This window comes from Scandinavium sp. NPDC088450 (assembly GCF_044900545.1).
Classification (GTDB): Bacteria; Pseudomonadota; Gammaproteobacteria; order Enterobacterales; family Enterobacteriaceae; genus Scandinavium.
Window position 1 is genome coordinate 13,623 of sequence record NZ_JBJDNI010000006.1, and the last position, 19,218, is coordinate 32,840.

The following is a 19,218-nucleotide window of genomic DNA, read 5'->3' on the forward strand; positions in this document are numbered from 1 at the left end:
AGCACAACTGAAAAGTTGCACTGGAGACAGAGAAGAGATGCGTAGCAGGCTGTTAGTTTTTTAAAACATCCTCCAGGGCTTCTTCGAGATCGAACCAGCGGAACACGAAGCCAGCATCCTCGAGGCGTTTGGGGAGTGCGCGCTGGCCGCCTAACACGAGGACTGAGGATTCCCCCATTAATAGTCGGATGACGGTTGCCGGGACTCTCAGAAAAGCCGGACGTTTTAGCGCATGGCCAAGCGAATGTGCGAACTGTTCATTTCGAACCGGGTAGGGTGACACCATATTGAACGGGCCGCGAAGATCGTTGTCGAGCAGCCAGAGAATGCCATTGACCATATCATCGATGTGAACCCAGGCCAGATACTGACGCCCGTTGCCAATAGGGCCGCCGAGTCCTAATTTAAAGGGGGGCACCATTTTAGCCAGAATCCCGCCAGCCGGTGCCAATACAACGCCCGTACGCAGCAGACAAACGCGGGTGGATTCGCTTTGGGCTGAACAGGCAATTTGCTCCCACCGCGCGCAAAGTTTGTGGGTGAATTCGTTATGAGGCGGTTCTTCTTCTGTCACAACCACTTCGCCGAGATCGCCGTAATACCCGGTGGCGGAACCCGAAATCAGCACGCCCGGCGGCGCAGCTGTTGCAGCAATTAACTCAGCAAGCTGCTGAGTGAGTTGCCAACGGCTGTTACACAGCCGTTGTTTTTGCTCTTCGGTCCAGCGTTTATCCGCGATAGGCTCGCCCGCAAGATTGATTACCGCATCGATGCCGTCCAGATTTAGCCGGTCGTCGAGCCCTCTCCAAAGTTCAACCCGAGCGTCCAGAAGCTGGCGGGCTTTTTCAGGGCTTCGCGTCAGGACAACGACACTGTGGCCGATTTCAAGCAAACGCGGCACTAAATGACGACCGATCAGGCCAGTTCCACCGGTAACCAGAATCTTCATGCAACCTCCAGGAGGCGCTTAACGACGCCAGCTCATGGTCATGGAGACTGAATCGGCGTACCGCAGCGCGTGAAGTTTATCGATTTCTACTTCAGCATAAGTGACCCAGGCATGTTCGCATGCGATATTGAGCACATCCTGAGTTAATTTTTCCAGTAAAGAGAAACGGTTATTCTCGACGTGTTGAAGAATGCTCTTGGTAATGGTTCGGTAATTCAGCGCATCGTTAATATCTTCACTGCCGCGCGCCTTGTCTGCCGGATAGTGGATTGCCACGTTGATGACGATATCCTGACGGTTCGCTATCTCCTCTTCTTTAATACCAATGAAAGTACGCAGGCGCAGGTTTTTGATACGAATAATGGCGTCTGGCTGGGACATTGCAGGCTTCCTCTGAGTTGTTATCCCAATCATATTACAACAAATTCACGCTATTTCGAGTCGACCTTCTGCATCGCCCGTTCAGTAGCAGGGCGAGTACGAATACGCTCAAACCAGTTTTGCACGGCGGGGAAGTTTTGCAGGTCGATACGCTGGCGTTGATGGGCATTGATCCAGGGCCAGCAGGCAATATCAGCAATGCTGTAATGCTCGCCGCCAAGCCAGGGGAAAGACTCAAGGCGTTTGTTCAGCACGTTATAAAGGCGCAGCGTTTCAACCTGATAACGCTCAATGGCGTAAGGCACGGGCTGGGGGGCGAAATGATTGAAGTGATGATTTTGGCCCAGCATCGGCCCGAGCCCGCCAACCTGCCAGAAAAGCCATTGCAGCGTGACATGGCGTTCCCGTAATTCACCACTCAGCAGTTTTCCTGTTTTTTCTGCCAGATACAGCAGGATTTCACCGGATTCGAATAAGCTCAGCGGCGCACCACCATCCGCCGGGACATGGTCGACAATCGCGGGAATTTTATTGTTCGGCGACACGGAGAGAAATTGAGGGCGAAATTGATCACCTTTACTGATATCAACACGAATCAGGCGATACGCCAGCTGTGCTTCCTCGAGAAACAACGTGATTTTATGGCCGTTAGGGGTCGGGGCGTAATAAAGGTCAATCATTTTAACTCCTGCTGCTGGGCTATTTTGATGACAATTGCAGTATAGGCGGCTACGACAATTGTGTGAGTTTTCATCAAGTGACAGCCTTTAAAAGACGCGATATGTTGAAGCTTTCCCCCGAACACTCCCGAGGAAACTATGAGTCGTCCTGTGATTACGCTGTGGTCTGATGCAAATTTTTATTCGCCGTATGTGATGTCCGTGTATGTCGCTTTGCAGGAAAAAGGGCTGGCGTTTAGCCTGAAAACGGTGGACCTGAATAAAGGAGAACACCTGCAGTCCGGTTGGCAGGGCTATCGTCATACTCGCCGTGTACCTTTGCTGGAGGTCGATCATTTTCAACTGACGGAATCTTCAGCCATCACCGAATATCTGGATGAACGTTTTGCGCCACCAGAGTGGGAACGTCTCTACCCGCATGACATTGAAAAACGAGCCCGAGCCAGACAGATTCAGGCCTGGTTACGCAGCGATTTGATGGCGATTCGCGAAGAGCGTTCTACCGACGTTATTTTTGGCGGTGCAACGAAACCCGCGCTCAGTGCGGCAGGGCAAAAAACCGCGACCAAATTGATTGATACCGCCACGGAACTGCTTGCCCACGGGAAACCCAATTTATTTGGCGAATGGTGTATCGCCGATACGGATTTAGCGCTGATGCTTAACCGTCTGGTGCTTAACGGGGATGAAGTTCCAGAAGCGCTGGTGGACTATGCGACGTTTCAATGGCAGCGAGCGTCTGTCCAGCGATTTATCTCACTTTCTGCAAAACACGCAGGCTGAACAGGCGGAAATAATCCGTTATGATAGTGCGGTTTTTGTGAGGAACTGATTGATGAAACTGATGTTTGCATCGGATATTCATGGCTCTTTACCCGCTACCGAACGTGTTCTGTCATTGTTTCGGGAGAGCGGGGCGAAGTATCTGATTATCCTCGGCGATGTGTTGAATCACGGGCCGCGCAATGCGCTGCCTGAAGGTTACGCGCCCGCTGAAGTCGCGGTACAGCTCAATACTGTCGCCGATAAAATCATTGCTGTTCGCGGCAATTGTGACAGTGAAGTGGACCAGATGTTGCTGCATTTCCCGCTAACTGCGCCATGGCAGCAGGTGATAACCGAACAACAGCGGCTATTTTTAACTCATGGTCATCTGTTTGGGCCGGATAATCTGCCACCGCTGAGTGCTGGCGATGTGCTGGTTTATGGTCATACTCATATTCCGGTTGCAGCGCTTAAAGGGGAACTCTTCCACTTTAACCCAGGCTCCGTCAGCCTCCCCAAAGGGGGCAACGTGGCCAGTTACGGCATGATGGACGGTAATAAATTGCAGGTTTTAGCACTCAATGATCAACGGGTTATTGCAGAGGGTGCAATTAATCCGTAATTTACCCGACAACTGCAAACGCGCCGCAAGAGCGCTTTAGAAGAGAAGGTTTTCTGATGGTAGAGCAGAATTTGGCAAGTACTGAATGGGTGGACATTGTTAACGAAGACAATGAAGTGATTGCGCAGGCAAGCCGTGAACAAATGCGAGCGCAGTGCCTACGTCATCGCGCAACCTACATTGTGGTGCATGATGGCATGGGCAAAATTTTGGTGCAGCGCCGTACAGAAACCAAAGATTTTATGCCAGGCATGCTCGATGCTACCGCAGGTGGCGTGGTGCAGGCTGATGAGCAATTGCTGGAATCGGCTCGCCGTGAAGCAGAAGAAGAGTTAGGCATTGCTGGCGTTCCGTTTGCCGATCATGGTCAGTTCTATTTTGAAGATAAAAACTGCCGCGTCTGGGGCAGCCTTTTCAGCTGTGTTTCCCATGGACCCTTTGCCCTTCAGGAAGAAGAAGTCAGTGAAGTCTGCTGGCTGACACCGGAAGAGATAACCGCTCGCTGTGATGAGTTCACACCCGATTCCCTGAAAGCATTGGCATTGTGGATGAGCCGTAATGCCAGCAACGAAACCCACAAAGAAGAAGAGACGGAGTAACGATTAACAGCTCTCTCGCAAACAGAGTTTTGCGGCGATAGGCGTTGTTTCATCCCACTCTTCATCATTCAGACGCGCCAGCAGGGCGCGTCCTGCTTCAATCCCAATTTGACGATGCGGAACCGCAATGGTTGTCAGCGGTGGCTGGCAAACACGGCTGACGTTGCTGTCACCAAAGCCAACAATCGCCAGGTCATCCGGTACTTTAATCCTTCTGCGCTGACACTCATAGAGCGCGCCGCACGCCAGTTCATCCGACACACAGACCAGCGCATCCAGTTCCGGCCATGCCAGCAAAAACTCCGGTAACTGTGCCGCACCTGTTGTGAATGTAGGGGGCTCAGCAGCATTGATAACCCTGTCGAGCGACATATGGTGGCGCAGCATCGCTTTGTACCAGCCCTGAAGATGCTGCTGAAAAATCCACTGTTCCTGGTTGGCACACAGTAAGCCAATATTTTGATAGCCGCGATGAATAAGCGTTTGTGTCAACTCGAACATCGCAGCAACGTTATCTATACCGATATTCATATCCAACGGATCGGTGCGTTTCGCGCCAATCTCCATCACCGGAATTGAGCTGTTGCTCAGCCAATGACGAACCGTATCACTGTGTTCCACGCTGAGCAGGATTGCCGCCGCAATGTTTGAGGCAAGCAGCGTTTCAAGCAGTTTTTCTTCCTGCTCAAGATGATGACGGGACTCCGCCAGCATGATTTGGTAACCGGCAGGTTGCAGCACCTGTTGCAAGCCTGCAAACATCTCAGAACAACCCGCTTCACTCAGGCTTGGAACAACCATGCCGATAGTCCAGGAAGACGCAGAGGCCAGGGCGCTGGCTTGCAAATTGGGCATGTAACCCAATTCTTGCACCGCCGCTTCGATTTTCTCTCTCAGCTTATCGGACACTGCCTCGGGCGTTCTTAACGCACGAGAAACCGTCATGGTTCCAACGCCCGCCAGTTGCGCCACATCTGCCAGCGTGACTTTACCCGTGCTCCGCCGTTTTCGTGTCAGAGACATGCTTCTTCCTGAATGAAATATCGTTTTGAAAGTGAAAGCAGTATACGCCGGAAATCCCTCTTTTTGCTGAGTTATTACAGGATGTTCACATTTTGATAGCGCTATCACAATTTCAGGATGATCCTTTTTGGTAGCGCTATCTTTGTGACTATCATCACAGTCAGTGGCGGAGACCTTGCATAAAGTTTGTTCACTTTCCAACTCGACAGGAGAACACCATGCTGAGTCAATGGATCCACGATGGCACGATTGCTTTGCGGGATAATGTTGAGAGCTGGCCGCAGGCACTTGAGATATGCGCTCAGCCGCTGCTGGATTCACAAACGATCACGCCGGAGTACATCACGGCGATCATCGAACAGCACCAGAAACTCGGGCCTTATTACGTGCTGGCACCAGGATTAGCGATGCCGCATGCGAGGCCGGAAGAAGGGGCGAAAGGGTTGGGGCTTTCTCTGCTCAAACTGCAACAAGGCGTCAGCTTTGGATCACAGGATAACGATCCGGTCGATCTGATTATCATGCTGGCGGCACCCGATAAACACAGTCACATAGAAATGATCTCAGCGCTGGCAGAATTATTTTCCAGTGACGACGACATGCTGTTGCTACACCAGGCGGAAACCCTTGAGGAGATAAAAAAGATAATTAACCGTTTCTGATTTTTTAATTTTTACCCCTGACTTCTGACATTTTACCTTCGGGTAAAGTGCGGGCTGACTCTACATAAAAAAGGTGACGATAATGAAAATTATGGCGATCTGCGGTTCCGGCCTGGGTAGCAGTTTTATGGTCGAGATGAATATTAAAAAAGTGCTTAAAAAGCTGAATATCGAGGCTGAAGTGGAGCACTCAGACCTCTCGTCAGCCACGCCGGATGCGGCTGACGTCTTTGTGATGGCCAGGGACATTGCCGAAAGTGCCAGCGTGCCAGACCATCAACTGGTGGTCATTAATAATATTATCGACATCAACGAACTGGAAAATAAGCTCAGTGCTTATTTTGCCAGCCGTTAATCAAACATCACATTGAGTGAGGGGCAGATATGTTTATCCTCGAAACGCTTAACTTTGTGGTAGATATTTTAAAAGTGCCTTCAGTACTGGTAGGGCTTATTGCCTTAATCGGTTTGGTGGCGCAGAAAAAATCCTTTTCAGATGTTGTGAAAGGTACCGTAAAAACCATTCTTGGCTTTATTGTGCTTGGCGGCGGTGCCGGTGTATTAGTTGGCTCGCTAAATCCTCTGGGCGGGATGTTTGAACATGCTTTCAGCATTCAGGGCATTATCCCCAATAACGAAGCGATTGTGTCTATCGCGCTGGAAAAATACGGTGCAGCGACGGCGCTGATCATGGCATTTGGCATGGTGGCAAACATCGTGGTCGCCCGCTTCACACGCCTTAAATACATCTTCCTGACCGGCCACCACACTTTCTACATGGCCTGCATGATTGGGGTTATCCTGACCGTCGCTGGGTTTGAAGGCGTCGCTCTGGTGTTTACGGGCTCGCTGATTCTCGGGCTGGTGATGGCGTTTTTCCCGGCGATAGCGCAGCGCTATATGAAGCGTATTACCGGCAATGATGACATCGCTTTTGGTCACTTTGGTACTCTGGGCTATGTGCTTTCTGGCTGGATTGGCAGCAAGGTGGGTAAAGGTTCGCGTTCTACGGAAGAGATGAACTTGCCGAAGAACCTGAGCTTCCTTCGCGATAGCTCCATCTCCATTTCACTGACGATGATGATCATCTACCTGATCATGGCGATTTGTGCCGGACGCGAGTATGTCGAAGCGACCTTCAGCGGCGGCCAGAACTACCTTGTTTACGCCATCATCATGGCAATCACTTTCGCGGCGGGTGTGTTCATCATTCTGCAGGGTGTCCGTCTGATTCTGGCAGAGATCGTTCCAGCCTTTACGGGGTTCTCAGAAAAGCTGGTACCGAATGCGCGTCCTGCGCTCGATTGCCCGGTCGTTTATCCGTATGCGCCTAACGCCGTGCTGATTGGTTTCCTGTTCAGCTTCCTCGGTGGTCTGGTGGGGTTATTCCTCTGTGGCCAGTTCAAATGGGTGCTCATTCTGCCGGGCGTTGTACCGCACTTCTTCACTGGCGCAACGGCAGGTGTCTTCGGAAACGCCACTGGCGGCCGTCGCGGGGCCATGATAGGTGCCTTCGCGAATGGTTTGCTGATCACCTTCCTGCCTGTGCTATTGCTGCCCGTGCTTGGCGCACTGGGTTTCGCCAACACAACATTCTCTGATGCCGATTTTGGGGCAGTAGGCATCGTGCTGGGTAATCTGGCGCGCTATCTGTCGCCGATGGCGATCACCGGGTTGGTTGTCGTGATTTTCGCGCTGCTGGTGCTGTTCAACTATCTGGCGAAAAGCAAAATAGCTGGCAATGATTCGCCGCAGAATACAGGAGCCAAATAATGACTACGCTTGCTGAAATAAAGAACCTGGCGCGCGATATCCGCGTGGCGACACTGAAATCGCTGACGGAACTGGGGTTTGGGCACTACGGCGGCAGCATGTCTGTGGTGGAAACGCTGGCGGTGCTGTACGGCGATGTGATGCGAATCGACCCGGGTGATCCTGACTGGAAAGGGCGCGATTACTTTGTGCTGTCGAAAGGTCATGCAGGGCCTGCGCTGTACAGCACCTTAGCCATCAAAGGGTATTTCCCTCAGGAAGAGTTGAGCACCCTGAATCACAACGGCACCAAACTGCCGAGCCATCCGGACAGGCTGAAAACACGCGGTGTGGATGCAACCACCGGCTCGTTAGGACAAGGTATTTCCATTGCGGGCGGGATGGCGCTTTCACACAAACTCGCCGGGCGTAGCAACCGCGTGTTCTGCATCGTGGGCGATGGCGAGCTGAATGAAGGCCAGTGCTGGGAGGCGTTTCAGTTTATTGCCCATCACAAGCTGAACAACCTGACCGTGTTTGTTGACTGGAACAAACAGCAATTGGACGGTGAGCTGGACGACATCATCTGTGCTTTTTCCCTGGAAGAGAAATTTACCGCCTTCGGGTTTGATGTTGTGACGGTGAAAGGGGATGACATTGCCGCCATTCTGGAGGCGGTCAAACCGGTTCCAGCACCCGATGCACGACCACGAGTGATTATCCTCGACAGCATTAAAGGGCAGGGCGTGCCGTATCTGGAAAACCTGGGCAACTCGCATCACCTGCGTTTGACGGACGACATGAAAATTACCCTTAACGACACCATCGCCAAACTGGAGGCCGAGCATGATTAAGGTCGCACTTACCGGGGAAAAAGACGCCATCGAGATGCGCAAGGTTTACGCGGGTTTTGTCGCTGAACAGATTGAAGCTGGCAGCGAGATTATTGCGCTGGAGGCAGATCTGATGAGCTCTATGGCGATGGACGGCGTGCATAAAAAATATCCTGAGCAGGTGATTAACTGCGGGATTATGGAAGCCAACGTGATTGGTACTGCAGCAGGGCTGTCGCTGACCGGGCGAAAACCTTTCGTACACACCTTCACGGCTTTCGCCAGCCGTCGCTGTTTCGATCAGTTGTTTATGTCGCTCGACTATCAACGCAATAACGTCAAAGTGATTGCGTCTGATGCCGGCGTAACGGCCTGCCACAACGGCGGGACGCATATGTCGTTTGAGGATATGGGTATTGTGCGAGGCCTGGCGAACTCGATAGTGCTGGAAGTCACTGACGCGACGATGTTTAAAGACATTCTCAATCAGTTGATCGAACTGGAAGGTTTTTACTGGGTACGCACTATTCGTAAACAGGCGCCGACGGTGTATCAGGCAGGCTCAACCTTTACCATCGGCAAGGGCAACGTGCTGCGCGAAGGCGAGGATATCACGCTCATTGCCAATGGGATCATGGTGGCAGAAGCTCTGGAAGCAGCGCGTCGACTGGAACGTGAAGGGGTCAGCGCGGCCGTTATCGATATGTTTACCCTGAAGCCCATCGACAAAATGCTGGTGAAAAACTACGCGGAGAAAACCGGGCGGATTGTGACCTGCGAAAATCACAGTATTCACAATGGGCTGGGGTCTGCTGTGGCGGAAGTGCTGGTGGAAACTTGCCCTGTGCCGATGCGTCGCGTGGGTGTGAAAGAACGTTATGGTCAGGTCGGAACGCAGGAGTTTTTACAGCAAGAATATGGCCTGACGGCAGATGAGATTGTGAAGGCGGCGAAAGAGCTGCTGTGACGGTTCTCAGGTAATAAAAAAGGCGACCTCAAAAGGTCGCCTTTTTGTTGCCTGATAGAGCTTCGCTTATCCGGGCAATTCTCCGTAGGCCCGGTCAGCGCTAGCGCCACCGGGCATTTGGATTAATCCTGCTGAGCGGACTGGATCGCGGTCAGAGCGATGGTGTAGACGATATCGTCAACCAGCGCGCCACGAGACAGGTCGTTTACAGGTTTGCGCATACCCTGCAGCATTGGCCCGATGGAAATCAGGTCGGCAGAACGCTGTACCGCTTTGTAGGTGGTGTTACCGGTGTTCAGGTCTGGGAAGATGAACACGGTCGCACGGCCTGCAACCGGAGAGTTCGGCGCTTTGGATTTCGCAACGTCAGCCATGACCGCGGCGTCGTACTGCAGTGGGCCGTCGATAACCAGGTCTGGGCGTTTTTCCTGTGCGATACGGGTCGCTTCACGCACTTTCTCAACGTCGCTACCCTGGCCGGAGGTGCCGGTGGAGTAGGAGAGCATCGCAACGCGTGGGTCGATACCGAATGCCGCAGCGGAGTCCGCAGACTGGATAGCAATCTCAGCCAGCTGTTCAGCCGTTGGATCCGGGTTAATCGCGCAGTCGCCGTAAACGTAAACCTGTTCAGGCAGCAGCATGAAGAACACAGAAGAAACCAGCGAGCTGTTCGGTGCCGTTTTGATCAGCTGCAGCGGTGGACGGATGGTGTTGGCGGTGGTGTGAACCGCGCCAGAAACCAGACCGTCAACTTCGTCCTGCTCCAGCATCATGGTGCCGAGCACGACGTTGTCTTCCAGTTGTTCGCGCGCAACGGCTTCGGTCATGCCTTTGCTCTTACGCAGTTCGACCAGGCGAGCCACGTAGCTTTCGCGTACGACTTCTGGATCAACGATTTCGATACCCGCACCCAGTTCAACGCCCTGGTCTGCCGCAACGCGGTTAATTTCTTCCGGGTTACCCAGCAGAATACAAGTTGCGATACCGCGTTCAGCACAGATGGCTGCTGCTTTAACGGTACGTGGTTCGTCGCCTTCTGGCAGAACAACGCGTTTGCCCGCTTTACGTGCCAGCTCGGTGAGCTGATAACGGAACGCTGGTGGAGACAGACGACGGCTACGCTCAGAGGTCGCACTCAGAGAGTCAATCCAGCTTGCATCAATGTGGCTTGCCACATATTCCTGCACTTTCTCGATACGCTCATGGTCATCAACCGGGACTTCGAGGTTGAAGCTCTGCAGGCTCAGGGAAGTCTGCCAGGTGTTGGTATTCACCATGAAGACTGGCAGGCCAGTCGCAAATGCGCGTTCGCACAGTTTGCCGACGCGAGCATCCATTTCATAGTTACCGGTCAGCAAGATAGCGCCGATTTCAACGCCGTTCATTGCAGCCAGGCACGCAGCAACCAGTACGTCTGGACGGTCTGCTGAAGTCACCAGCAGAGAGCCTGCGCGGAAGTGTTCCAGCATGTGCGGGATAGAACGCGCACAGAAGGTCACGGACTTCACGCGACGCGTGTTGATGTCGCCTTCGTTAACGATGGTCGCATTCAGGTGACGCGCCATATCGATGGCACGCGTGGCGATCAGATCGAAGCTCCATGGCACCGCGCCGAGCAGTGGCAGTGGGCTTGCAGCCTGCAGTTCTGTCGGGTTGATTTTCACGACTTTCGCTTTGGAAGAGTCATCGAAAATTTCTGACAGGTCAGGGCGAGTACGGCCCTGCTCATCCACTGGCGCGTTCAGTTTGTTGACGATAACGCCGGTGATGTTGGTGTTCTTTGCGCCACCGAAGCTGCTGCGAGTCAGTTCAATACGCTCTTTCAGCTCTTCCTGGGTGTCGGTACCCTGAGACATCACGAACACGATTTCTGCGTTCAGCGTCTTGGCAATCTCGTAGTTCAGGGACTGAGCGAACTGATGTTTACGCGTTGGTACCAGGCCTTCAACCAGCACCACTTCAGCATCCTGAGTGTTGGCGTGGTAGTTAGCGATGATCTCTTCCATCAGCACATCGTTCTGATTGCTGGAGAGCAGAGATTCAACATGGCTCATCTTCAGCGGTTCAGCGGCTGGCAGATTGGAGTTGGCACGCACGATAGTGGTGGTCTGATCTGGCGCATCGCCACCGGCGCGCGGTTGAGCGATAGGCTTGAAGACACTCAGACGAACGCCTTTACGTTCCATAGCGCGGATAACGCCAAGGCTGACGCTGGTCAGGCCGACGCTGGTTCCGGTAGGGATCAGCATAATTGTACGGGACACGATTAATCCTCTTTCGTTACCGCCAGATGGGGCGGGATACAAAACAGCACCGCCAGCTAGGCTGGCGGTGTGGAATCAGGCAGTCAGACGAGCGGCGTCTTGTGCGATAACCAACTCTTCGTTGGTTGGGATAACCACGGCAGGGCGGGTACCTTCTTTGTTGATGAAGCCAGACTTGCCGAAACGGGCAGCCAGGTTGCGTTCATGATCAACTTCAAAGCCCAGTACGCCGAGTTTGCCCAGGGACAGTTCGCGAACCATTGCGGCGTTTTCGCCGATACCACCGGTGAATACAACTGCGTCCAGACGGCCGTCCATCAGTGCGGTGTAAGAACCGATGTATTTCGCCAGGCGGTGGCAGTAAACGTCCATCGCGCGCTTAGCGTCAGCTTTGGTTTCGTAGTTGTCTTCAACATAACGGCAGTCGCTGGTGACTTCGGTCAGGCCAAGCAGGCCAGACTCTTTGGTCAGCATTTTGTTGATAGCGTCAACGCTCATGCCCAGGGTGTCGTGCAGGTGGAAGATGATTGCCGGGTCGATGTCACCAGAACGGGTACCCATCACCAGACCTTCCAGCGGGGTCAGACCCATAGAAGTATCAACACATTCCCCATTGCGGATTGCAGAAACAGAGCCACCGTTGCCCAGGTGGCAGGTGATGATGTTCAGTTCTTCAACCGGTTTGTTCAGCACTTTTGCGGCTTCCTGAGTCACATAGAAGTGGCTGGTGCCGTGTGCGCCATAACGACGAACGCCGTGCTCTTTATACAGGCTGTACGGCAGGGCATACAGGTAGGACTCTTCCGGCATGGTCTGATGGAACGCGGTGTCAAACACAGCCACGTTTTTGTCTTTCAGATTCGGGAAGGATTTCAGCGCTTCCGCGATGCCAATCAGGTGCGCCGGGTTGTGCAGCGGTGCAAAAGAGGCTGCATCTTTGATACCCTGAATAACGGAATCGTCGATAACCACAGAGCCGGTGTATTTCTCGCCACCGTGAACAACACGGTGACCAATTGCGGTCAACTGCGCTGACAGTTCTGGTTTTTGTGCCAGAATAGTGTTAACGATAAAGTTAAGCGCTTCACTGTGAGCGGCGCCTGCACCTAAAGCCGCTTCTTGTTTGCCGCCATCCATTTTCCATTTGAGACGTGCTTCTGGGAGATGGAAACATTCGGCCAAACCAGAGAGGTGTTCTTCACCGTTTGCTGCATCAATAACAGCGAATTTCAGTGAGGAGCTACCGCAGTTCAGAACCAGTACTAACTTACTCGACATGGAAGTACCTATTTTATCTTATGTGGCTAAAAAAACGTCAGTGAGCCAAAGAGCGTAGCGCAGGATGGCGCTGACATTTATGATTAACATCATGCCTGATAGTTTTTTCGGGCATGACGAAGAAAATTCGATGGTTCAACATCCAGTTTTGCACAATTTTCAGCCAATGGCAGAATATGCAATAATTTGACGAATCGCGAGATGAGGTCTACGCCCGTCTCAAGCGGCACAGAATACCCGATTGCCACCTTTGAAGGCAAAATCTTTTGAACGTTGTCATACTCAGTTGTTGTTTTGTACAAAATTTTGAATTTTTATCAGTGAAGTTGAGGTAACGCCATGTCGACACCCGATAACCGCCCGGTCAGCTTTTTCAGTCTGTTTCGCCGTGGGCAGCACTATGCAAAGACGTGGCCAATGGAAAAACGCCTTGCCCCGGTGTTTGTTGAGAATCGTGTGATCCGTGCCACTCGCCACGCGATCCGTTTTATGCCACCGCTGGCTGTGTTTACGCTGTGCTGGCAAATTGCGCTCGGTGGGCAGCTTGGCCCAGCCGTCGCCACCGCGCTGTTCGCGCTGAGTTTGCCGATGCAGGGAATGTGGTGGCTGGGTAAGCGCTCGGTCACGCCGCTGCCGCCTACCATTCTTAGCTGGTTCTATGAAGTACGAGGCAAATTGCAGGAGTCCGGCCAGGCGCTGGCACCTGTTGAAGGGAAACCTGATTACCAGGCATTAGCTGACACGCTTAAGCGCGCGTTCAAACAACTGGATAAAACTTTCCTCGATGATTTGTAATTAACCATCAAAAACGCATATAAAAGAGGGCATACTGTTTGTAAGCCCTCTTTTTTCTTGCCGAAAGTGCAACAGGAGTCGAAAAATGGAAATGACCAACGCTCAACGTCTGATTTTGTCCAATCAGTACAAAATGATGACCATGATGGACCCGGATAACGCCGAGCGTTACCGCCGTCTGCAGACCATCATCGAGCGCGGCTACGGGCTGCAAATGCGCGAACTGGATCGTGAATTTGGTCAACTGACCGAAGAAACCTGCCGGGTGATTATCGACATCATGGAGATGTACCACGCGCTGCATGTCTCCTGGACCAACCTTAAAGATGGCAGCAGCATCGATGAACGTCGTGTCACCTTCCTCGGTTTTGATGCGGCGACCGAAGCGCGTTATCTCGGCTACGTTCGCTTCATGGTGAACACCGAAGGCCGCTATACCCACTTTGATGCCGGCACTCACGGTTTCAACGCGCAGACCCCAATGTGGGAAAAATACCAGCGCATGCTGGGCGCATGGCACGCTTGCCCGCGTCAGTATCATTTAAGCAGCAACGAAATTAATCAGATTATCAACGCCTGATGGAGGCCGCTGTGCAGTGCAAAGGTTTTTTGTTTGATCTTGACGGTACGCTGGTCGACTCCTTGCCCGTCGTTGAACGTTCATGGTGCCATTGGGCCGACAAACACGGTCTGAGCCACGATGAAGTCCTTAATTTTATTCATGGCAAGCAGGCGATTACCTCGCTGCGCCATTTCCTGCCAGGCAAAACGGAAGCGGAAATTCAGGCTGAGTTTACCTGGCTTGAACAAATTGAAGCGACGGATATCGACGGCATCACCGCGTTACCAGGCGCCATTGCACTGCTCAAACATCTGGACGAAGCGGGCATTCCGTGGGCCATTGTGACTTCGGGCTCGATTCCCGTTGCACATGCACGGCATAAAGCTGCAGGGTTGCCTGCGCCAAAAGCGTTTGTTACAGCCGAACAGGTAAAGCGAGGAAAGCCGGAACCCGATGCTTATTTGCTGGGTGCGAAGCTCATCTCCCTTGAACCGGGTGAATGCGCAGTAGTGGAAGATGCCGCCGCTGGCGTGCTCTCTGGCCTGGCTGCGGGTTGCCATGTGATAGCGGTAAACGTTCCCAAGGATGCCCCACGGCTCAGTGAGGCGGATTATATGCTGACGACGCTTGAGGCGCTCAACGTTGTCCGGCAAGCTGACGGCACTGTGGATGTCAGCCTGAAACACTGATCGCATGATTTAGCCCCGTTTTGACGGGGCTTTTTTATGCCAAACTCCCCACTCACTTTTCAGACAAGGATATGTTGTGAACAGCGAATTGATTTGGGTGCTTTGTTTGCTGGCAGTGGCGGTACTGCTCTTTGCGACAGGTAAAGTTCGCATGGATGCGGTGGCGCTGTTGATTATCGTGGCCTTTGTGCTCAGCGGCACTCTCACCTTAAGCGAAGCATTTTCTGGCTTCAGCGATCCTAACGTCATTCTTATCGCCGCGCTGTTTATCATCGGCGACGGGCTGGTGCGCACCGGGGTTGCCACCAGTATGGGAACGTGGCTGGTGAAAGTGGCCGGAAACAGCGAAATCAAAATGCTGGTTTTCCTGATGCTGACCGTCGCCGGGCTCGGGGCGTTTATGAGCTCGACCGGCGTGGTGGCGATCTTTATCCCCGTCGTGCTCAGCGTCTGCATGCGCATGAACACTTCCCCCTCGCGTCTGATGATGCCGCTGAGTTTTGCGGGCCTCATCAGCGGCATGATGACGCTGGTCGCCACGCCGCCCAATCTGGTTATCAATAGCGAGCTTTTACGCGAAGGGCTGGAGGGATTTAGCTTTTTCAGCGTCACACCGATAGGCCTGGTGGTACTTTTGCTGGGCATTGTGTACATGTTGTTGATGCGTTTTATGCTGCCGGGTGATGACAACGAGCAGCGGCATGATAAGCGCCGCACTTTCCGTGACCTCATTAAAGAATATCGCCTTAATGGGCGTGCGCGCCGTCTGGCTATCCGCCCTGGTTCACCGATGGTCGGTCAGCGGCTGGATGATCTGAAATTGCGTGAGCGTTATGGCGCAAACGTGATTGGCGTTGAACGCTGGCGGCGCTTTCGTCGGGTGATCGTCAATGTGAATGGCGTGTCTGAATTTCGGGCGCGAGATGTGCTGCTGATTGACATGTCGGCGGCAGATGTCGATTTACGCCAGTTTTGCGGTGAGCAGATGCTGGAGCCGATGGTGCTGCGTGGCGAGTATTTCTCCGACCAGGCGCTGGATGTGGGGATGGCTGAGATATCGCTGATCCCTGATTCAGAACTGGTAGGGAAATCTGTGCGTGAAATGGGCTTTCGTACCCGTTTTGGCTTGAACGTGGTGGGCCTGAAGCGAGACGGGAAAGCCGTCGAAGGGCTGGTGGTAGACAATGCCATCGAACCTGGCGATATCCTGCTGGTGGTCGGCAACTGGCGACAGATAGCACAACTCTCACAGCAGGGGCGTGACTTTGTGGTTCACAACATGCCGATTGAAGTGAATGACGCATCGCCTGCTCACAGCCAGGCACCGCATGCCATTTTCTGCCTGGTGCTGATGGTGGCACTGATGCTCACCGATGAAATTCCCAACCCGATCGCTGCCATTATCGCCTGTTTGCTGATGGGCAAGTTTCGCTGTATCGATGCGGAAAGCGCCTATAAAGCAATTCACTGGCCGAGCATCATCCTGATTGTCGGCATGATGCCGTTTGCGCATGCGCTGCAAAAGACCGGCGGTGTCGATTTAGTGGTGAAAGGGTTGATGGAGATTGGCGGCGGGCGAGGCCCTTATCTGATGCTGATTTGCCTGTTCGTGATGTGCGCGACTATCGGGCTCTTTATCTCGAACACTGCAACTGCGGTGCTGATGGCGCCGATTGCGTTGGCTGCGGCAAAATCGATGGGTGTCTCGCCGTATCCGTTCGCGATGATGGTCGCCATGGCCGCGTCGGCTGCATTTATGACACCCGTTTCATCACCGGTGAACACGCTGGTGCTGGGGCCTGGGAAATACACCTTCAGCGATTTTGTGAAGATGGGGGTACCGTTCACGCTGCTGGTGATGGTGGTGTGTGTGATCCTGATTCCGGTGCTGTTTCCGTTTTAAGTTTAGTGTTTTCACCCCTCTCCACGTGGGAGAGGGGCGGGGGAGAGGGCATCAGGCAGCACGGTATTAAAGCGGTGAATCCTGGCTTATCTCATCCAGCGACAGCTGAAAACTTGGCACAAAGACCTGCATAAAATAATCCATCTCGGCGCTGCGTCGGGATTCCAGCGTTTTCTCAAGACGGCCCTTGGCCAGCAAAAATTCGTTGTTACCCGCAGACAACTCTTCCAGACACTTCAGATACGCACACAGGGCATCGGCCTGCTTGACGATCAATTTTTCATCATCACTGTAGCAATGCTCATCGATCAGAGGTTCGAAAATGTCGCGCAACTCGTCCGGCACCATCTCAATCAGCTTCTGCTGAGCAATTTTTTCGATGGCTTTATATTCCTGTGCTATCTGGGAATTGAAGTATTTGACGGGCGTAGGCAGGTCACCGGTAAGCACTTCTGAAGCATCGTGATACATCGCCAGTAAAGCGATGCGTTCGGCGTTAACGTTGCCGTTGAATTTTTTGTTTTTGATAGCCGCTAATGCATGGGCCACCATCGCAACCTGAAGGCTATGCTCGGAGACGTTTTCTGTACGCACGTTGCGCATCAGCGGCCAGCGGTTGATCAGTTTCAGACGGGAAAGATGGGCGAAGAAATGGCTCTGGCTCATGGTGTTCCTATATCCGTTACAGCAGGAAATCCATTGTGCGCAGAGTTGACCGCCGGATGCAAATTCCGGCGGTCAGAAGAGATTACTGATGATAACCAGACAGGAACCGGCCGAAGCGGCTTATCGACATTTCAAGGTCATCCATGCGCGGCAGCGTGACGATACGCACATGATCTGGCCATGGCCAGTTAAACGCAGTGCCCTGAACCAGCAGCACTTTTTCCTGCAGCAGGAAGTCGAGCACCATTTTCTGGTCGTCATGAATATTGAAGCGTTTCGCATCAATTTTCGGGAACATGTACAGCGCACCTTTCGGCTTCACACAGCTGACGCCGGGGATTTCGTTAATCAGTTCCCAGGCACGGTTACGCTGTTCATACAGGCGGCCACCCGGGGCGATAAACTCGCTGATACTTTGATAACCGCCGAGTGCAGTCTGGATGGCGTGCTGGGCAGGGACGTTGGCGCAAAGACGCATTGATGCCAGCATTTCCAGCCCTTCAATGTAGCCTTTAGCGTGTTTTTTCGGGCCGTTCAGCACCATCCAGCCCTGACGGAAGCCCGCCACGCGGTAGGTTTTTGACAGGCCGTTAAAGGTCACGGTCAGCAGGTCTGGCGCAAGGGCAGCAATAGAATGATGCTGCGCTTCGTCATACAGAATTTTGTCGTAGATTTCGTCAGCGAAGATGATCAGGTTGTGCTGACGGGCAATCTCGACAATCTCCAGCAGCAGTTCTTTTGAGTAAACCGCGCCGGTTGGGTTGTTCGGGTTGATAATCACGATACCGCGAGTGCGCGGAGTGATTTTGCTGCGAATATCGTCAAGATCCGGGAACCAGTCAGAAGATTCATCGCAAAGATAATGCACAGCCTTACCGCTGGAAAGCGACACGGCAGCGGTCCACAACGGATAATCTGGTGCTGGAACCAGCATTTCATCGCCGCTGTTGAGCAGCGCCTGCATCGCCTGAACAATCAGTTCAGACACGCCGTTACCGATGTAGATATCTTCTACCGTTACGTCACGCATATCGCGCGCCTGGTAATGCTGCATGATGGCCTTGCGGGCGGAATAGAGCCCCTTGGAATCGCAATAGCCCTGCGCCGTAGGCAGGTTGCGAATCACATCAACAAGGATTTCATCAGGCGCTTCAAAACCAAACGGGGCCGGGTTGCCAATGTTCAGCTTGAGAACTTTATTGCCTTCCTCTTCAAGACGTTTGGCTTCTTTAAGTACCGGACCACGAATGTCGTAACAGACATTATCTAATTTGCTGGATTTTTCGATGGGAGACATGAATCTTGACCTTTTCGCTAGTTTGCCACTCCCTGCCGTGGAAGTCAGCACGGAACAATGTACTCCCCATCCCGGGCATTTTGAAGGGTCAACAGGAGAAGATTTTGTGCAGTCGCGGAAGTTGATGCTTTCTGTTTGCCTGTCATATCGCCGCTTCGACTATTTAATTCACCATGATTAATATTAATGTTGGTCGTAAATGCTGTTATTTGAGTTTGGATTTGAATTTATCACTAAATTCATTATGGCTGCCGAACAGTCTTCTGTTTTCTGACAAGGTGATCGTTCAAAAATCACCCACACCCTGACGGTTTGCAAAGATATAGGATGAGAGCTAATACTTTATATCTGTGAATGTATTGTTAAGTTTTGTTAATGAAAGAATATTTAATCAATTAATGTTTTTGCATTAATTGCCAGTCAGATTTCAGAGGCTGATAATTTATTTCTGAACGGGACGGTATTTAAAAATATTTACGTAAGATTATCCCTAATACCACTTATAACGATAATGTTTTTGCGGTAGGATAC

The 19,218-nt window shown here is 52.5% G+C and carries 20 protein-coding genes; 12 read left to right on the plus strand and 8 right to left on the minus strand.

What is annotated here, in order from left to right; genetic code table 11:
- Positions 1-52 precede the first annotated feature (52 nt).
- The 3 genes from ACI2I2_RS07225 to yfcG are packed head-to-tail and all read right to left on the minus strand — an operon-like array spanning position 53 to position 2,010.
- Positions 53-949 carry a TIGR01777 family oxidoreductase gene (locus ACI2I2_RS07225; RefSeq protein WP_404657298.1) on the minus strand — a complete coding sequence of 299 codons (897 nt, stop codon included), beginning with the start codon at positions 947-949 and terminating at the stop codon, positions 53-55.
- A gap of 18 nt (positions 950-967) precedes the next feature.
- Positions 968-1,330 carry a dihydroneopterin triphosphate 2'-epimerase gene (folX, locus tag ACI2I2_RS07230; RefSeq protein WP_404657299.1) on the minus strand — a complete coding sequence of 121 codons (363 nt, stop codon included), beginning with the start codon at positions 1,328-1,330 and terminating at the stop codon, positions 968-970.
- Between the two features lie 50 nt (positions 1,331-1,380).
- Positions 1,381-2,010: a GSH-dependent disulfide bond oxidoreductase gene (gene yfcG, locus ACI2I2_RS07235; protein WP_404657300.1), complete on the minus strand. Its 630-nt coding sequence runs from the start codon at positions 2,008-2,010 to the stop codon at positions 1,381-1,383.
- A 138-nt stretch (positions 2,011-2,148) separates the two neighbouring features.
- On the opposite strand from yfcG, the gene yfcF reads away from it, so the two are divergent.
- The 3 genes from yfcF to yfcD are packed head-to-tail and all read left to right on the plus strand — an operon-like array spanning position 2,149 to position 3,996.
- Positions 2,149-2,793, plus strand: coding sequence for a glutathione transferase (gene yfcF / locus ACI2I2_RS07240; protein WP_404657301.1), 645 nt, complete (start codon positions 2,149-2,151; stop codon positions 2,791-2,793).
- A gap of 52 nt (positions 2,794-2,845) precedes the next feature.
- Positions 2,846-3,397 carry a phosphodiesterase gene (gene yfcE, locus ACI2I2_RS07245; RefSeq protein WP_404657302.1) on the plus strand — a complete coding sequence of 184 codons (552 nt, stop codon included), beginning with the start codon at positions 2,846-2,848 and terminating at the stop codon, positions 3,395-3,397.
- A gap of 56 nt (positions 3,398-3,453) precedes the next feature.
- Positions 3,454-3,996, plus strand: coding sequence for an NUDIX hydrolase YfcD (gene yfcD, locus ACI2I2_RS07250; protein WP_404657303.1), 543 nt, complete (start codon positions 3,454-3,456; stop codon positions 3,994-3,996).
- A 3-nt stretch (positions 3,997-3,999) separates the two neighbouring features.
- Here yfcD and ACI2I2_RS07255 read toward each other — a convergent pair whose 3' ends face one another.
- Positions 4,000-5,019, minus strand: coding sequence for a LacI family DNA-binding transcriptional regulator (locus ACI2I2_RS07255; protein WP_404657304.1), 1,020 nt, complete (start codon positions 5,017-5,019; stop codon positions 4,000-4,002).
- A 218-nt stretch (positions 5,020-5,237) separates the two neighbouring features.
- Here ACI2I2_RS07255 and ACI2I2_RS07260 point away from each other — a divergent pair, with 218 nt between their 5' ends.
- The 5 genes from ACI2I2_RS07260 to ACI2I2_RS07280 all read left to right on the plus strand — a co-directional run bounded on the left by ACI2I2_RS07260 (position 5,238) and on the right by ACI2I2_RS07280 (position 9,233).
- On the plus strand, positions 5,238-5,681 hold the full coding sequence (locus ACI2I2_RS07260) for a PTS sugar transporter subunit IIA (RefSeq protein ID WP_404657305.1): 444 nt from the start codon (positions 5,238-5,240) through the stop codon (positions 5,679-5,681).
- An 82-nt stretch (positions 5,682-5,763) separates the two neighbouring features.
- The gene (locus ACI2I2_RS07265; RefSeq protein ID WP_404657306.1) at positions 5,764-6,036 is read left to right on the plus strand and encodes a PTS sugar transporter subunit IIB; all 273 of its coding nucleotides are present in this window, start codon (positions 5,764-5,766) and stop codon (positions 6,034-6,036) included.
- 29 nt (positions 6,037-6,065) lie between these two features.
- Positions 6,066-7,454 carry a PTS ascorbate transporter subunit IIC gene (locus tag ACI2I2_RS07270; protein WP_404657307.1) on the plus strand — a complete coding sequence of 463 codons (1,389 nt, stop codon included), beginning with the start codon at positions 6,066-6,068 and terminating at the stop codon, positions 7,452-7,454.
- Positions 7,454-8,287, plus strand: a complete 834-nt coding sequence (locus ACI2I2_RS07275) for a transketolase (protein ID WP_404657308.1) — start codon at positions 7,454-7,456, stop codon at positions 8,285-8,287. The genes ACI2I2_RS07270 and ACI2I2_RS07275 overlap by 1 nt, the downstream gene beginning before the upstream one ends.
- A complete protein-coding gene (locus ACI2I2_RS07280; protein WP_404657309.1) occupies positions 8,280-9,233 on the plus strand; it encodes a transketolase family protein in 954 nt (317 codons plus the stop codon). The genes ACI2I2_RS07275 and ACI2I2_RS07280 overlap by 8 nt, the downstream gene beginning before the upstream one ends.
- Before the next feature lie 122 nt (positions 9,234-9,355).
- Here the strand turns inward: ACI2I2_RS07280 and pta are convergent, their stop codons facing one another.
- Positions 9,356-11,497 carry a phosphate acetyltransferase gene (gene pta, locus ACI2I2_RS07285; RefSeq protein WP_404657310.1) on the minus strand — a complete coding sequence of 714 codons (2,142 nt, stop codon included), beginning with the start codon at positions 11,495-11,497 and terminating at the stop codon, positions 9,356-9,358.
- A gap of 75 nt (positions 11,498-11,572) precedes the next feature.
- Positions 11,573-12,775 carry an acetate kinase gene (gene ackA, locus ACI2I2_RS07290; RefSeq protein ID WP_330984576.1) on the minus strand — a complete coding sequence of 401 codons (1,203 nt, stop codon included), beginning with the start codon at positions 12,773-12,775 and terminating at the stop codon, positions 11,573-11,575.
- Positions 12,776-13,114: 339 nt separating this feature from the next.
- Here ackA and yfbV point away from each other — a divergent pair, with 339 nt between their 5' ends.
- From yfbV to ACI2I2_RS07310, 4 genes are all read left to right on the plus strand, one after another.
- Entirely contained in the window at positions 13,115-13,570 is a 456-nt protein-coding gene (gene yfbV, locus ACI2I2_RS07295; protein ID WP_404657311.1) for a terminus macrodomain insulation protein YfbV, read from the plus strand.
- Positions 13,571-13,655: 85 nt separating this feature from the next.
- Complete coding sequence (locus ACI2I2_RS07300; protein WP_404657312.1) at positions 13,656-14,150, plus strand: YfbU family protein; 495 nt, start codon at positions 13,656-13,658, stop codon at positions 14,148-14,150.
- 11 nt (positions 14,151-14,161) lie between these two features.
- Positions 14,162-14,821 carry a sugar phosphatase gene (locus tag ACI2I2_RS07305; RefSeq protein ID WP_404657313.1) on the plus strand — a complete coding sequence of 220 codons (660 nt, stop codon included), beginning with the start codon at positions 14,162-14,164 and terminating at the stop codon, positions 14,819-14,821.
- A gap of 76 nt (positions 14,822-14,897) precedes the next feature.
- Positions 14,898-16,724: an SLC13 family permease gene (locus ACI2I2_RS07310; protein ID WP_404657314.1), complete on the plus strand. Its 1,827-nt coding sequence runs from the start codon at positions 14,898-14,900 to the stop codon at positions 16,722-16,724.
- Positions 16,725-16,790: 66 nt separating this feature from the next.
- On the opposite strand, the gene yfbR is transcribed toward ACI2I2_RS07310, so the two are convergent.
- On the minus strand, positions 16,791-17,390 hold the full coding sequence (yfbR, locus tag ACI2I2_RS07315; RefSeq protein WP_404657315.1) for a 5'-deoxynucleotidase: 600 nt from the start codon (positions 17,388-17,390) through the stop codon (positions 16,791-16,793).
- Between the two features lie 82 nt (positions 17,391-17,472).
- The gene (gene alaA, locus ACI2I2_RS07320) at positions 17,473-18,687 is read right to left on the minus strand and encodes an alanine transaminase AlaA (RefSeq protein ID WP_404657316.1); all 1,215 of its coding nucleotides are present in this window, start codon (positions 18,685-18,687) and stop codon (positions 17,473-17,475) included.
- Positions 18,688-19,218 lie beyond the last annotated feature (531 nt).